The organism is Diaphorobacter ruginosibacter (assembly GCF_014395975.1).
In the GTDB taxonomy this organism is placed as follows: domain Bacteria; phylum Pseudomonadota; class Gammaproteobacteria; order Burkholderiales; family Burkholderiaceae_C; genus Diaphorobacter_A; species Diaphorobacter_A ruginosibacter.
Genome location: NZ_CP060714.1, coordinates 1,743,109 through 1,758,304 on the forward strand (window position 1 = coordinate 1,743,109; position 15,196 = coordinate 1,758,304).

Genomic DNA, 15,196 nt, shown 5'->3' on the forward strand with positions numbered 1-15,196 from the left:
TTCCTTGCTGTTGTTTTCGGTTGCCGGGTCAGAGCGGCAGGTTGGCGGGGTTCATGCTCCAGTAGATGCCCTTGCTCTGCTGGTACAGGCGCACGCCCGTCACGCCCTTTTCCCGCCCGATGCCGCTTTCCTTGAAGCCGCCGAACGGAGTGGCGATCGAGAGCTGCTTGTAGGTGTTGATCCACACCAGGCCGGCCTCCAGGGCCCGCGCGACGCGCCATGCACGCTGGTAGTTGGCCGTCCAGATACCGGAGGCGAGCCCGAATGCCGTGTCGTTGGCCTGGAAGACCAGGTCTTCCTCATCATCGAACGGCAGCACGCACAGGACGGGGCCGAAGATTTCCTCGCGCACCGCGGTGGCGTGGTTGTCGAGGCCCGTGATGACGGTCGGCCGGTAGAAGGCGCCGGAAGCCAGGCGTTCCTCGCCCGGGCGGACGCCTCCGGCCAGAATCTCGCCGCCTTCCCGGCGGGCACTCTCCACGATGGACTCGATGCGCTCCCGGTGCCTGAACCCGGCCACGGGGCCCATCTGCGCGCCCTGAGCATCAGGCAGGTCGACGCGCAGCGCGTTGGCGCGATCCACCAGCATCTGCAGCACCCGGTCGAGCACCTTGCGGTGCACGAACAATCGTGAGCCTGCCACGCAGGACTGGCCGCTGCCCTCGAAGATGCCATCCACGACTCCGTTGACGGCCGCGTCCAGGTTGGCGTCGTCGAAGATGATGTGCGGCGATTTGCCACCCAGCTCCAGGGCCACGGGGATCAGGCGCTGCGCGGCGACAGTGGCGATGTTCCGTCCGGTCTGCGTGCCGCCCGTGAAGGAGACCATGCGCACGCCGGCGTGGTGGATGATGGCATTCCCCGTGACCGCGCCGCTGCCGGGCAGCACGTTCAGGATGCCGGGGGGCAGGCCGGCTTCCAGTGCGATGCGGGCCACCGCCAGGCCCACGCTGGGCGTGACCTCGGAGGGCTTGAGCAGCACGGCATTGCCCGCGGCCAGTGCGGGAGCGATCTTCTGCGCCTCCATGGTCATGGGCGAGTTCCATGGCGTGATCGCCGCGACGATGCCGTAGGGCTCATAGGCCGTCATGGAGAGGTAGTCGCCGCGCGATGGCGGGATTTCCGATCCCAGCGTCTCGCAGACGGCAGCGTAGTAGCGGTAGGTCGAGGCGGCGCTCGCGACCTGCGCCTTGCATTCGCTCAGCACCTTACCGTTCTCGATCATCTGCAGCCGCGCCAGTTCGTCAGAGTGGGCGCGGATGCCGTCGGAGATGCGCCCCAGGATCTGCGCCCTGACGTGGGGAAGCATGTCGCGCCATGACTTTGCCGATGCGGCCTCGCGCGCTGCTGAAACCGCCGCATCGACGTGCGCGGCGCTTGCCGTCGTGATGCGGCAGTTGATGCTGCCGTTGGCGGGGTTGACGGAGTCCAGCGCGTCGGTATCGCTGGTGATCCATTGGTCGCCGATGAGCATCGGCTGGAGGTCTGTTGTCTTTTCCGTGGACATGGTGGGTGTCTCTATCTCGTTGCAGGAAAGGGCTGGGGGAAGGAGCGTGGCTCCGGCTCAATTGATGACGGCGCCGGATTGCTTCACGATGTCCTGCCATTTGCGGAATTCGGCCTGCATGAAGGTGTCGAATTCGGCCGGCGTGCTGGAAACCACTTCGCCGCCCAGATCGACGAGCCTGGCCTTGAGATCGGGCTGGCCGACCACGGCGCGTATGTCGCCGGAGATGCGCTCCCGCAGTGCCGGCGTGAGCGAGGCAGGCGCCAGCACGCCGAACCAGGTGGCGGCCTCGAAGTTCTTGAGGCCCAGTTCGCCGAAGGTGGGGATGTCCGGGACCTTCTCGATCCGCTTGCCGTTGGCGAGTGCAATCGCCTTGAGCTTGCCCGAGGCAATGTGCGGCAGGACGACCGTCAGCGTGGCGAACATCGCATCGACCGAGCCGCCCATCAGATCGGTGATGGCGGGGGCATCGCCCTTGTAGGGCACATGCACCATCTGCGTCTTCATCGTGGCATTGAACATCTCGCCGGTGAGGTGCTGGGCGGTTCCGTTGCCCGGGGAGGCGAACGAGACCTTGTCCGCGTTCGATTGCACATACCGGGTGAATTCGTCCAGGTTCTTCACATTCAGGGTGGGCCGGACCACGAGCACCAGGGGCACCTTGGCGATCAGGGTCAGCGGCGCGAAGTCCTTGAGCGGGTCGTAGCTGAGCTTCTTGTACAGCAGGCCGCTGATGGTGTGCGCCGAGGTGGTCATGTAGAGCAGGTGGCCATCCCCCGCGCCGCGTGCCACCTGGGCCGCCGCCAGCGTGGTGCCCGCGCCGGGCTTGTTGTCCACCACGATGGCATGCCCCCAGCGGGCCGCCAGCTTGTCCACGACGGCCCGGGCCACGATGTCCGTGGCGCCGCCAGCGGCGTAGGGCACGACCAGCCGCACGGTGTCGGAAGGGAATTGGGGGGCCTGGGCCCACGCCAGGCCGGGGGCGAGCGCGGTCAGCAGCATGCCTCCCAATGCCTGCCTGCGATGGATCTTTGCCGGGGAGGGGTGGCCTGGTGTCGTCATTTCTGCGGGTCTCCTGTGTGCTGCGAGGTTGAACCATCCGTTGAATGCGGGAGCAAGTCGCCGCGGGCCGACGGGGTTCGTTGGCGGATTTTTATGAGAGTTCTTTTTGATAGAACTAAAGTTCTGTCTGAAAGAATAATTTGAGAAGGGCTTTGTGTCAAATGAAAAATCAAGGCATGGATCGGGTGGAAGTGAGGGCCGGCCAATGCGGGCGCTGCCGGCGTCAAGGCCGCGCACGGGCATGCCGGCGCGAGGCGCGCGCGGGCGCCTGAGGAGGGACTGCGTGATCTACGCTACGGATTCAAAGGCGGTAGAAGTTGGCAGCCGTGTCGCGATAGAGCCACCGCTTTTCGTCGGCGGACATGCCGGCCGTGATGCGCTTGAACGCGTTCCAGAGCACCTGGTAGCTGCAGGTGCCCTTGTCCACCGGAAAATTGCTCTCGAACATGCAGCGCTTCGGGCCGAAGATCTCGATGCAGGTGTGGATGTAGGGCTTCCAGGCCTGGGCGAGCTCGGCAGAGGTGGGCGGCTGTTTCCGCTCGTGGAACGGGAACCCGAACACGCTCATTCCCAGGCCGCCCAGCTTGATGAAGACATGGGGCAACCGGGCAATGTGTTGCAGTCGCGCCTTCCACTCGGCAAACACGGCGTCGCGATGGCCCGCGTAGGGTCCGACTCCCAGCGGCACACCGATGTGGTCGATGACGATGGGTGTCTCGGGAAAGGCCTTGGCGAGATCCGCCAGTTCGTCCAGCTGGGTGTGATAGGCCCAGGAGTCGAAGCTCAACCCGAAGCGCGCAAGCTGTGAGAAGCCTTCGCGGAAGCAGGGGTTGAGATAGACATGCAGTGGCGGTGCGTTCATCACTCCGTACTGGAACTTCTCGTGGGCGGCCGCATGGCAGCGGATGCCTCGGAACCGGCCGCCACCGGCCTCCATGTGCGCGGCCAGCACGTCCTCCACGCCCGCGCCGAGCGAGAGCTCCGCAAAACCGACGATGCCCGCGCAGACCTGCGTTCCGTCCTGCAGCGCGTTGGCCCGGCCTGCAATCTGCACCACGCGCTCGGTCTCGCCCACGGGCCTGAGGGGTTCCGGTCCGCTGTCGCGGTAGGCAAAGCCCACCTGGATGAACACGGTCGATTCGATGCGGTGGCCCGAGCTCACGTCGGCCAGCAGGTCCTCCGCCAGATAGCCGCCCCAGTTGTGGTCCGCCAGGTGGTGGTGCGGATCGATGATCGGAAGCGACGGCTCCAGCGCTTCCTCGGCATGCTGTGCGAGCCAGGCGGGCCGCACTTCGGCCCGGGGGATGATGGGGAGGGGGCTGTGATGGGTCATGGGGTGGCCGTGTGGAGTCGGATTCGGAAATTCAGATGCCCAGGAAAGCCTTCTGGACGAACACGTCGTTCAGCAGCTCCTGCCCCGAGCCCGAACGGATCACGAGGCCCTGCTCGAATACATAGGCATCATCGGACATCTTGAGCGCCAGGCGTGCGTTCTGCTCCACCAGGATGACGGAGATACCGGTCTCCTGGTTCAGGCGCCGGATGGCCTGCGCGATCTCGGAGACAATCTTGGGGGCAATGCCGAGTGACGGTTCATCGAGCATCAGGATCTGCGGGCTGGACATCATCGCGCGGCCGATGGCCACCATCTGCTGCTCACCGCCCGAGAGCGAGCCAGCCATCTGCTGGCATCGCTCCTTGACCCGGGGAAAGAGCTCATAGACGAGATCCAGCGATTGGCTGCGCCGGGCGGCGGAGCCCACGGTATGCGCGCCCACCATCAGGTTTTCCCATACGGACATCCTCGGAAAGAGGCGGCGGCCCTCGGGCGACAGCGCAATGCCCATGCCCACGCGCTGAGCCGAGTGGGTGCCATCGATGCGATGGCCGTCGAGCATGAGCGATCCGGACGTGAGCTTCTTCAAGCCCATCAGCGCCTTGAGCGTGGTGCTCTTGCCGGCGCCATTGGAGCCGATCAGCGCGACGATCCTGCCAGCATCTATCCGGAAGCTCACGCCGTGCAATGCCTCGACCAGCCCGTAGTGGACGACGATGTCCTTGACTTCAAGCGTGCGCATCTTCATCCACTCCCAGATAGGCTTCGATCACGGCGGGGCTGTTGCGGATTTCTTCCGCGGTTCCCTGGGCGATCTTCTGTCCCTGCACGAGAACGATGATCTTCTCGCAGGTTCCCATCACCAGCGCCATGTGGTGCTCGACGAACAGCAGTGAAATGCGGTGCTCATCGCGCAATGTCTTCAGGAGTCGCCCGAATTCGGCGCATTCCTCGGGGTTGAGGCCTGCAGCCGGCTCGTCGAGCAGGAGCAGCCTCGGATTCGTCGCGAGGCCGATGGCCACGCCGATGCGCTTCTGGTGCCCGTAGGCCAGCTCGCCCGCGATCTCGTGGCGGTAGGCTGCAAGGCCCGTGATCTCCAGCACCTTGTCCACGTCATGGCGAACCCTGTCCAATGCATCCCTGTAGGCCGAGGTGCGGGCGATCTGGGCCCAGACGGGAATGTCGAAGTGGCAGAGCGCGCCGCGGTAGATGTTTTCCTGCACCGTCGATTTCGGGTAGACAGTTGCGGACTGGAACGTGCGCGCGAGCCCGTGCCTGACCACGTGGCTCGGCTTGCGGCCCGTGATGTCCTCGCCCGCGAACACGATCTTGCCCGCGGTGGGGGCGAGCGAGCCGCTGATCATGTTGAACGCCGTGCTCTTGCCGGCGCCGTTGGGGCCGATCAGGCCGACGATCTCGCCTTCCCTGAGCTCGAAGCTCAGGTCGCGTACCGCGGCGAGTCCGCCGAATGTCTTGGAGAGGCCCTCGACCTTGAGCAGTGTGCCTGCCATCACCGGCCTCCCTCGTTGCGGAACCTGGAGGCTGCGCCGACCAGTCCAACCAGTCCTTTGGGCAGGAACTTGAGCACCAGGATCAACGTGATGCCATACATGATGTTCTGCGTTTCGATGGCGCTGCGGAACAGTTCAGGCAGCGGCGTCATGATGAGCGCACCGAGTATCGGGCCCAGCACCGAGCCGCGTCCGCCGATCACCAGCATGATGATGGCGGCCACGGAGATGTGCTGGTTGAAGGACTCCGGAGAAACAAACCCGAGGTAGTGGGCAAGCAGTGCCCCGGCAAAGCCGGCAAACGCGCTGCCCAGCACGAAGGCGAACATCTGGGAGCCCTGGATGCTGATGCCGCTTGCCTCGGCCAGGTCGGGGTTGTCCCCCACGGCATCGAGCGAATTACCCTTGGGGGTCTTGAACAGCGCGATCAGTAAGAGGATCGACAGGAACGCACATGCGGCCGCCAGGACATAGAACGACAGCTTGCTGTCGAACGCGAAACCCAGCAGGCTGGCGGGCGGAATGTTGGCGATGCCGTTGGCGCCGCCGGTAATGTCGCCCCCCTCCAGCAGCACCAGGCGGAACAGTTCGCCAAAGCAGAAGGTCACGAGCACGAAGTACACGCCCTGCAGGCGCAGGATGACCGCGCCGAGCAGGTAGGCGGCCAGCATGGAAGCCGCGACACCTGCCAGCACGGAGAGAAGGAACGGTGCCTGGAAGCGCACGGTGCAGATCACCGCGACGAACGCACCCATGCCCATCAATGCGGCGTGGCAGAAGGAGAGCTGTCCCGTGCGGTTGATGAGTGCGAGCCCGTTCACGAAAATGATATTGAGGCAGATGAGCACCGCGAGATGGATGTAGAAGGCGTTCCCGGCAAGCAGCAGGGGGGTGGCGAACAGCACGAGCAGTGCCGGGATCCAGGCTTTCCAGGAGCCTCCTGGCGCCCGGTCGCGGGTGGGTGTACCGGGGCCTGCACCCCGGATGGATTTGTCGGTCATGGTGGAAGTGGTCATGGCTCAGCGACCTGCCTTTCCCAGCAGCCCCGAGGGACGGAAGATCAGCATCAGGATCACGAAGCAGAAGAGCAGCATGTCGGAGAAGCTGCTGGACATGAAGGTATTGGCAACGCTCTCGAAAACCCCGAGCAGCAGGGCTGCCAGCGCAGCGCCCGGGATGCTGCCAAGGCCGCCCAGGATCACCACGATGAATGCCTTGAGCAGGGGCGTCGAGCCGATGCTGGGCGACACCGAGAACACCGGTGCCATCAGTGCACCCGCGATGGCGGCCAGCGCAACGCCGATGCCGAAGCCGAGCGGGTACATGAACTGGGAGCGGATGCCCTGCGCGTTGGCGATCTCGATGTCCTGCACCACGGCGCGCAACGCGCGGCCGCCCTTGCTGTGCATGAGAAACCCATAGAGCACTACCAGCACCACCAGCGAAAACGCCACCACATAGAGGCGTGACATCGGCAGCATCACCGGTCCGAGCGACACCACGCCTTCGGCTGCCGGCGGCATGGACTGGGGATCGGGGCCGAAGACCATGAGGGCGCCGTTCTGCAGGATCATCGCCAGCCCGATGGTGGCGATCATCCCGTTGAGCTCGTCGCCCCGGAAGCCCTTCATCACCACGACCTCGATGATCCAGCCGATCACCAGCGTGAAGGCGAACGTGGCGAGCACCGCCGCCAGGAAAGGCAGCTGGAGCTTCGTGACGCACACGTATGCCGAGAACGCGCCCAGCATGTAGAACTCGCCATGCGCAAAGTTCACGACGCGCATCACACCAAAGACCAGTGTGAAGCCAATGGCCATCAGCAGGTACAGGAGCCCGATGATGAGGCCATTGGTCAACGCCTGGCCAATCAAGAAAGTAAAGTCCACGGTGGTATCCCCGAACGATCAGCGCCGAGCCAGGAGCCGGATCACTTGCACTCGGTGAGCGAGCAGCTTGCCTCGATCACTTCCTGGCCGTCCTGCACGCGGGCGATGTAGAACGGCGCACTGATCTGGTGGGCCGCGCCATACACCTCGGCACCAGTCCAGTTGAGCGTGCCCAGGATTCCCTTGAAGTCCTTGATGTTCTCGAGCGCCACGCGCACCTTCTCGGTGTCGGTCGTCGTTCCTGCGGCGGACATGGCCTGGAACAGCATGTGCGTACCGTCATAGAACGCGGGGCTGAAGCCGTTCATGCGTTTCTTGTACTTGGCAAGGTAGCGGTCCGAGTACGCCTTCACGGCTGTGTTGGCGGGGTTGATCGGCGTGTTCACCAGCATGCCATTGGTGGCGGTGTTGCCGGCCACGTTCACGATCTCGGGTGTCGCGGGGCCGCCGCTGCGGATGATGAATCCCTTGAAACCCAGTTCGCGCGCCTGCTTGACGATCAGGCCGGCGGTACCGGGCGCATTGCCGTCCAGCTCGATGGCATCGACGCCCTTGGCCATCAGGCGGGTGAGCAGCGGCATCATGTCCACGCGTTCGCGCTCGAAGAACTCCTTGGCGTTGAGCTGGGCGCCGGCCTTGCTGTAGGCCTTCTCGAGATCCTGGGCGATCTGCTGGCCGGTTTCGTCATTGGGGAACAGGCCACCCACTTTCTTGATGTTCTTGGCCTTCACGATCCAGTTGATCTGGGGCTGGGACGTCTCCATGGTCGTCAGGTTGGGACGGAAGTTGAACGGCTTGTCCTTTCCCAAGGCCTTGTCGGTGAATCCGAGGGTGAGCATCACCACCTTGTTCTTGTCCATGATGGGCGTCACGGCGAGCGCCCCCGCGGAGCCCACCGGGCCGATGATGTACTTGACCTTGTCCTCGAAGACCAGGCGGTTTGCCGCGGTCACCGCTTCGCCGGCCTGGTACTTGTCGTCATAGGGAACGACCTTGACCTTGTACTTCTTGCCGCCCACCTCCAGCCCGCCCTTGGCATTGACATCCTCGGCGGCGAGCTCGGTGGCATAGAGCATGGCCTGTCCCCAGGCGGCGCCCGCGCCCGACAGCGTGACGATGGCCCCGATCTTGAGTTCTTCCTGGGCAAACGCGGTACCGGCGAGGCACAGCAGGCCGGTGATGGCAATCTTCTTCATGTTCAGTCTCCTTGGGTTTGGATGGGTCTGGAATCAGGAACGGGGTCAGGCCTGGGCAATGGCCTGCAGCACCGGCGTGATGTATTTCTTGAATTGCCGCGGGTTCTCGCTCATCGGAAAATGCCCGAGCTCCTTCATCACGACGGCCTGCGCGCCGGGGATGCTGCGGGCCGTGCGGAGCGTGTCTTCGGGACTGCACGAGAAGTCGTACTCCCCGGTCAACAGGAAAAGCGGCGTGCGGCGCGTGTCGATGCCATCGAGCTTGCCGCGCAGGTCGGAGTCGACGCGGTAGAAATAGAGATCCCCGCGGAAGATGCCAGGGCCGCTCTGCTTGTATTGCCACAGCGTTTCATGGCGGTACTCATCCGGGCTTTGCGGCGCGATCAGGCCCGACACGAGTGCCGCGCAGACCTCGCCGCCATGCACGTCCGGGCGGTTCAGCCAGCTCGTGTCGTACCAGGGTGGCTGGTGGTCGGCTCCTTCGAGGCCGATCAGCGCGCGGAACTCCTCGCCATGGGCATGGGCGAGCTGCAGCACGATCCGGCCGCCGATCGAGCAACCCATCACCACGGGGCGATCGAGCTCCAGCGCGGCGGCGAATGCGCGTATGGTCGCTACGTAGCGCTCGGTGGTGAGCTCGTAGTCCTTGTCCTGGTATCCGAGGGGCGGGTAGGACTTGCCATGCCAGGGCATGTCGAATGCGATCACACGGAATTTCGAGGTGACGTCCTCGTCGCACAGCAGGTGGCGGAACTGGCGTCCGTCCGACCCGGCGGTGTGCAGGCACAGCAGCGGGATGCCCTGGCCGCATTCCTCGAAGTACACGCGGCACGCATCGCCCATGATGTTGACGTGCACGTACCTGCCGACGATGGGTTCTATGGTGGCTGTCATTGCATTTCCTTGGACTGGGTCACGGGGCGGGGCGGCGGCGCGGCGCGCACAGGACATCCTTCAGGTACTGAAGGTGGGCAAAGAGCACATGGGAATTGCCTTCGATGCGCATGGCGCCGCGCTTGGTCAGGGCGAACAGGTCATGCCAGCCGGGGCGGGGGCAAGGCTCCCACAGGGCTGCCCATGCCTCCTCCGTCGCCTGGATGACCAGGTCGGCGGATGCAAACAAGGGCGACTGCCGGTGGATGCCATGGATCTCCCCGCCGCGGATCTCCAGCATGAACGGTGAATCACCCACGCACACCTTGATGCTGGCCGTCAGGTAGCGGCCGCGATGCACCAGTCTACGGTTGGCATTCACCAATGGCTCGATGGATGCGAACCGCTCTTCCAGGGACTCTTTCATTTTTATCGTCTCCTCAGGGCCCGGGTGCACGGCGCGTGGCGTGATGCCGGCTGCGAGATCGGCAGGCGCGCAGGACAGCGGACGGCACGCCCGCGATACCTCGGGGTTCTGTTTTCATGATGGGCATCCCGCAGCCGCCGGGGGGGTGGTTTGGCGTGCAGGCGAATGAGGCTGAACTATAGGAAGCGGTCCCGTCCTTGTGCAGTCGCCTGCAGGCATGGGGGTATCACATAAAGTGATTGCTCAGAGAACCTATGAGGATTCCTGTGACGGGCTGACGGCACCCGAGGGGCCGAAATGGTGCTGCCTTTGAAATTTAGGGTAAACCCTGATTTCAACCGACACTCATGTAATTAACATGGTAATTATTATCTTGTTAATTAAATGCAGACCATGCAGTTGCAGCACCCCATCCTGGGCGATGGCCGACCTCTGGGTACGGTCTATGGCGCCTTGCTCAATGACCGCGCCACCGTCGAGCGGCTCGAGCCCCAGTTCGACAGCGCGCCCTACAAGGCGGCACCCAAGGCACCTGTGCTCTATATCAAGTCGCGCAACACCTTGGTGCCCAGCGGCGCCGTGGTGCAGATTCCGGCGGAACCCGGTGAGGTGCGCATTGATGCCACCATCGGCCTCGTGATCGGCCGCACGGCCACGCGCGTCTCGGTGGACCAGGCCATGGAGCATGTCGCGGGCTTCGTGGTGGTGAGCGACGTCACCCTGCCGCACGAGAACTACTACCGTCCGGCTGTCGTGCAGCGCAATCGTGACGGCTTCTGCCCCGTGAGCGCGGTGCTGCGTAGCCAGCCTGGCTTCGACATCGACAACGCCACCCTGAGCGTGAGCATCAACGGCCAGCGTGCTTACGAGCGCAGCTTCGCCACGCTGGTGCGGCCGGCGGCGCAATTGGTGGCCGATGTCACCGAGTTCATGACGCTGTCCGAGGGGGATGTGCTGCTGCTCGGCCCCGGCGAGGGCTCGCCTGTTGCCCGGCCGGGCGACCAGGTCAGGATCACCGTGCCCGGCTTGGGCGAGTTGAGCCACGGTGTGGCGAAGGAGACGCAGGCATGAAGCGCGGACGCATTCTTTTCGAGGGCAAGACGCTGGACGTCACCGAAGGCCAGGGCGGCAAGGTGCAATTGCCTGACGGCAGGCTGCTGGCTGAAACCGATGTGCAATGGCTGCCTCCGGTGGCGTTCGGCACCATCATCGCGCTGGGCCTGAACTATGCAGACCATGTGAAGGAACTGTCGCGCGAGCTGACCGTGACGAGCAAGGACGCTCCGCTGGTGTTCCTGAAGGGACCGAATTCCCTCGTGGGGCATCGCGAGCAAACGCCTCGTCCGGTGGGCGCCGCCTTCATGCACTACGAGTGCGAATTGGCGGTGGTGATTGGAAAGACCGCTCGCCGCGTGAGCGCCAATCACGCCATGGCCCATGTCGCGGGCTACACGGTCTGCAACGACTATGCGGTGCGCGACTACCTCGAGAACTTCTACCGCCCGAACCTGCGCGTCAAGAACCGGGATGCCTGCACGGTGATCGGCCCCTGGCTGGTAGACGCCGCCGACGTACCCGATCCGCATGCCCTGGGCCTGCGCACCCGCGTCAACGGCCAGGTCACGCAGAACGGCAACACGGGCGACATGATCCACCGCGTGGCCGAGCTGATCGAGTATCTGAGCGGCTTCATGACGCTGCAGCCCGGCGACGTCATCCTCACGGGAACGCCCGACGGTGTCGTCAACGTCCAGCCGGGCGATGTGGTCGAGACCGAGATCGACGGTATCGGCACCCTGGTCAACACCCTGGCCGCAGCCTGATTTCCCATCATTCATTTCCAAACCTGATTTCATCCAGGAGACAAGTGCCATGCGCCGCAATCTTTGCCTCGCCGCCGCCATGCTCGCCGTAACCGCCTCGCTGACCAGCCCGGTAGTGTCGGCACAAAGCTATCCCCACAAGCCTTTGCGCTGGGTCGTGGGCTACCCCGCGGGGGGCGGCACGGACTTCCTCGCACGCACCACGGGCGCGCAACTGTCGCAGCAGCTGGGGCAGCCCGTCGTGGTGGACAACCGTCCCGGCGCCGGGGCCATCATCGCCTCGGAACTCGTGGCACGGGCCGCGGGTGACGGCTATACGGTGCTGTCGGCCGACAACGGCGTGCTGGTCTACAACAGCGCGCTGTACAAGAAGCTCAACTACGAGCCGCAGAAGGACTTTGCCCTGCTGGGCATGATGGGACGCTCGCCCCTGGTCATCACCGCGGCCCCCAATTCGGGCTTCACCGATGCCAAGGGCCTGCTCGCCGCGCTGCAGGGTGCTCCGGGCAAGTACAGCATTGCCACGGCGGGTGTCGGCAGCCCGCACCACCTGGCGCTGGAACTGTTCCAGCGCGAAGCCAAGGTGTCGATGCTGCATGTGCCCTACAAGGGTGGTGCGCCCGCGCTGCAGGACCTCATGGGCGGGCAGGTGCCGTTGATGATGCTCGACCTGCCCAGCGGCGTCAGCGCGGTCAAGGCGGGTAAGGTCGTCCCGCTGCTGGCCATGTCCGCCGAGCGGATCCCCCAGCTGCCCAATGTGCCCACCGCCAGGGAAATGGGTTTCACGGGCGTCGAGGCCTACACCTGGCAAGGGCTGGCCGTGCCGACGAACACGCCGCGCGACGTGCAGGAGCGCCTGAGCACCGAGCTGCAGAAGACCATGCGCGATCCGGGTGTACGGCAGAAACTTTATGACGCGGGGTGGGAAGCACGTCCCACCAACGCGCCGGACATGATCAACTACGTCAGTGCCGAGCGGCAGAAGTGGCATGCGCTCATCAAGAGCCGCAACATCACCCTGGACTGAACCCACCCGACAGACAGATAGACAGACACAGAAACGAAAGAGCACACCATGAGAATCGATCACCTGATCAACGGCCAGTCGGTTGCCGGCAAGGACTATTTCGAGACCGTCAATCCCGCCACGCAGGAGGTGCTGGCCGAAGTCGCCTCGGGCGGTGCCGCCGATGTCGATGCGGCCGTGGCGGCCGCCAAGGACGCTTTCCCGAAGTGGGCCAACACGCCCGCGACAGAGCGCGCGAAGATCGTGCGCAAGCTGGGCGACCTGATCGCCAAACACGTTCCCGAGATTGCCGAGACCGAGACCAACGATTGCGGACAGGTCATCGCGCAGACCGGCAAACAGCTCATTCCGCGCGCGGCCGACAACTTCTACTATTTCGCCGAGATGTGCACGCGCGTGGACGGCCATACCTATCCCACGCCCACGCACCTGAACTACACGCTGTTCCACCCGGTGGGTGTGTGCGCCCTGATCTCTCCGTGGAACGTGCCGTTCATGACATCCACATGGAAGGTGGCCCCGTGCCTGGCATTCGGCAATACGGCCGTGCTCAAGATGAGCGAGCTCTCGCCGATGACGGCGGCGCGCCTGGGCGAGCTGGCGCTCGAGGCAGGTGTTCCCGCGGGCGTGCTCAACGTGGTGCACGGCTACGGCAAGGACGCGGGAGAGCCGCTCGTCGCGCACCGCGACGTGCGTGCCGTCTCGTTCACGGGCTCCACGCTCACGGGCAATCGCATCGTGCAGGCAGCGGGCCTCAAGAAGTTCAGCATGGAGCTGGGCGGCAAGAGCCCGTTCGTGGTCTTTGACGACGCGGATTTCGAGCGCGCGCTGGACGCCGCCGTGTTCATGATCTTCTCCAACAACGGCGAGCGTTGCACCGCCGGCAGCCGCATCCTGGTGCAGAAGGGCATCTACGCGAAATTCGTGGACCGCTTCGTGGAGCGCGCCAAGAAGATCACCGTGGGCGACCCGCTCGACGAGAAGACCATCGTCGGCCCCATGATCAGCCAGGGCCACCTGGCCAAGGTGCGCCACTACATCGAGCTGGGCCGCAAGGAGGGAGCGAGCATGCTGTGCGGCGGCCTCGACGCGCCCGTGGTGCCCGATCGCGTGAAGAAGGGCAACTACGTGCTGCCCACCGTGTTCGCCGACGTGGACAACCGCATGCAGATCGCGCAGGACGAGATCTTCGGCCCCGTGGCCTGCATCATCCCGTTCAGCGACGAGGCCGAGGCGATCCGCCTCGCCAACGACATCCAGTACGGGCTCTCGAGCTACGTCTGGACCGAGAACATCGGCAAGGCGCACCGCGTGGCGGCTGCCATCGAGGCGGGCATGTGCTTCGTGAACAGCCAGAACGTGCGCGACCTGCGCCAACCCTTCGGCGGCACCAAGGCCTCCGGCACGGGCCGCGAAGGCGGTACCTGGAGCTACGAAGTGTTCTGCGAACCGAAGAACGTCGCCGTTTCCATGGGCTCGCATCACATCCCGCACTGGGGCGTGTAAGAGCGTGTTGGCGCATTGTGTATTGATAGCTTGAGGAGACAGACATGCAACGCCGTCATTTCCTGCAGGCATCGGCAGCGACCGTCCTGGCGCCCACGCTCGAAGCGAGCTGGGCTCAGGGCGGCAGCTGGCCCGAGGCCAAGCCCGTCCGCATCATCGTGCCGTTCACGCCGGGCGGCACCACCGACATGGTGGCCCGCCTGATCGGCGTCGAGCTCGGCAAGCAGCTCGGCCAGAGTGTCATCGTGGAGAACAAGCCGGGAGCCGGCACCGTGATCGGCGTGGATTACGTGGCCAAGCAGCCAGCCGACGGCTACACCCTTGTCTGCGTGGCCAACAGCTTCACGGCCAACAAGACGCTGGTGAAGAGCCTGCCCTACGACACCACCAGGGACCTGCAGCCCGTGGCGCTCATGGGCCTGTCCGAGCATGTGCTCGCCACCCATCCGTCCAGCGGCCTGAAGAACCTGGATGACCTCAGGAAAGCGGCCCTGGCCAAGCCCGGGGCACTGACCTATGCCTCCTTTGGCAACGGCACATCGGCCCATCTGTCGGGCGCGCTGCTGTGCCAGATGATGGGGGTGGACATGGTGCACGTACCCTACAAGGGCCAGGGGCCGGCGCTCACCGATCTTCTGGGTGGTCAGGTCGGCGTGATGTTTGGCAACTGGTCGGAGTTTCGCGGCCATATCGAAAGCGGCAAGCTGGTCGCCCTGGGCATGGCCACCGCCAAGCGTTCGCGCTTTGCACCCCATGTCCCCACGCTGGCCGAACAGGGCGCCGCCCTGGAGTCCAATTCCTGGCAAGGGCTGCTCGCGCCCGCGGGCACGCCGGAGGCGGTCGTCCAGCGGGTCAATGCCGAGGTGAACAAGGCCCTGGCCACGCCCAACGTGGTCGAGGTCTTCGCCAAGAGCGGCGTGGTCTCGCAGGCGGGAACGGTCGCGCAGTTCTCGAGCTTCGTGAACAGCGAGATCGCCAGGTACGGCGAGATCATCCGCCGCGCCAACATCACGATGGGCTGAATGGCAGCGCCGCGTCC

15 protein-coding genes are annotated in these 15,196 nt (G+C 64.7%); 5 read left to right on the plus strand and 10 right to left on the minus strand.

The annotated features are described in order from the left end of the window. Nucleotides 1-28: 28 nt before the first annotated feature. From H9K76_RS07975 to H9K76_RS08020, 10 genes are all read right to left on the minus strand, one after another. Complete coding sequence (locus tag H9K76_RS07975; RefSeq protein ID WP_425489684.1) at nt 29-1,507, minus strand: aldehyde dehydrogenase; 1,479 nt, start codon at nt 1,505-1,507, stop codon at nt 29-31. A gap of 57 nt (nt 1,508-1,564) precedes the next feature. Continuing rightward, nucleotides 1,565-2,569 (minus strand): Bug family tripartite tricarboxylate transporter substrate binding protein, encoded by a 1,005-nt coding sequence (locus H9K76_RS07980; protein ID WP_246475380.1) that lies wholly within the window; start codon nt 2,567-2,569, stop codon nt 1,565-1,567. A gap of 301 nt (nt 2,570-2,870) precedes the next feature. Beyond that, entirely contained in the window at nt 2,871-3,902 is a 1,032-nt protein-coding gene (locus H9K76_RS07985) for an amidohydrolase family protein (RefSeq protein ID WP_187599372.1), read from the minus strand. A gap of 31 nt (nt 3,903-3,933) precedes the next feature. Continuing rightward, nucleotides 3,934-4,647, minus strand: coding sequence for an ABC transporter ATP-binding protein (locus H9K76_RS07990; RefSeq protein ID WP_187599374.1), 714 nt, complete (start codon nt 4,645-4,647; stop codon nt 3,934-3,936). Then, nucleotides 4,634-5,416: an ABC transporter ATP-binding protein gene (locus tag H9K76_RS07995; RefSeq protein WP_187599376.1), complete on the minus strand. Its 783-nt coding sequence runs from the start codon at nt 5,414-5,416 to the stop codon at nt 4,634-4,636. Before H9K76_RS07995 ends, H9K76_RS07990 begins: the two co-directional genes overlap by 14 nt. Continuing rightward, the gene (locus H9K76_RS08000) at nt 5,416-6,432 is read right to left on the minus strand and encodes a branched-chain amino acid ABC transporter permease (protein WP_246475381.1); all 1,017 of its coding nucleotides are present in this window, start codon (nt 6,430-6,432) and stop codon (nt 5,416-5,418) included. The genes H9K76_RS07995 and H9K76_RS08000 overlap by 1 nt, the downstream gene beginning before the upstream one ends. 3 nt (nt 6,433-6,435) lie before the next feature. Beyond that, on the minus strand, nt 6,436-7,305 hold the full coding sequence (locus H9K76_RS08005) for a branched-chain amino acid ABC transporter permease (RefSeq protein WP_187599377.1): 870 nt from the start codon (nt 7,303-7,305) through the stop codon (nt 6,436-6,438). Between the two features lie 41 nt (nt 7,306-7,346). Then, on the minus strand, nt 7,347-8,501 hold the full coding sequence (locus H9K76_RS08010; RefSeq protein WP_187599379.1) for an ABC transporter substrate-binding protein: 1,155 nt from the start codon (nt 8,499-8,501) through the stop codon (nt 7,347-7,349). Between the two features lie 45 nt (nt 8,502-8,546). Then, a complete protein-coding gene (locus H9K76_RS08015; protein ID WP_187599381.1) occupies nt 8,547-9,395 on the minus strand; it encodes an alpha/beta fold hydrolase in 849 nt (282 codons plus the stop codon). 19 nt (nt 9,396-9,414) lie between these two features. Continuing rightward, nucleotides 9,415-9,801 carry a hypothetical protein gene (locus H9K76_RS08020; protein WP_187599383.1) on the minus strand — a complete coding sequence of 129 codons (387 nt, stop codon included), beginning with the start codon at nt 9,799-9,801 and terminating at the stop codon, nt 9,415-9,417. 393 nt (nt 9,802-10,194) lie between these two features. Between H9K76_RS08020 and H9K76_RS08025 the strand changes: the two genes are divergently transcribed. From H9K76_RS08025 to H9K76_RS08045, 5 genes are read left to right on the plus strand one after another with little or no spacing between them, the layout of a single operon-like run. Next, entirely contained in the window at nt 10,195-10,872 is a 678-nt protein-coding gene (locus tag H9K76_RS08025) for a fumarylacetoacetate hydrolase family protein (RefSeq protein ID WP_187599385.1), read from the plus strand. Then, nucleotides 10,869-11,624: a fumarylacetoacetate hydrolase family protein gene (locus H9K76_RS08030; protein ID WP_187599387.1), complete on the plus strand. Its 756-nt coding sequence runs from the start codon at nt 10,869-10,871 to the stop codon at nt 11,622-11,624. Before H9K76_RS08025 ends, H9K76_RS08030 begins: the two co-directional genes overlap by 4 nt. Before the next feature lie 49 nt (nt 11,625-11,673). Beyond that, nucleotides 11,674-12,651, plus strand: coding sequence for a Bug family tripartite tricarboxylate transporter substrate binding protein (locus H9K76_RS08035; protein ID WP_187599389.1), 978 nt, complete (start codon nt 11,674-11,676; stop codon nt 12,649-12,651). A 48-nt stretch (nt 12,652-12,699) separates the two neighbouring features. Beyond that, a complete protein-coding gene (gene hpaE / locus H9K76_RS08040; RefSeq protein WP_187599391.1) occupies nt 12,700-14,157 on the plus strand; it encodes a 5-carboxymethyl-2-hydroxymuconate semialdehyde dehydrogenase in 1,458 nt (485 codons plus the stop codon). 44 nt (nt 14,158-14,201) lie between these two features. Continuing rightward, complete coding sequence (locus H9K76_RS08045; protein ID WP_187599392.1) at nt 14,202-15,179, plus strand: tripartite tricarboxylate transporter substrate binding protein; 978 nt, start codon at nt 14,202-14,204, stop codon at nt 15,177-15,179. Nucleotides 15,180-15,196: the final 17 nt, after the last annotated feature.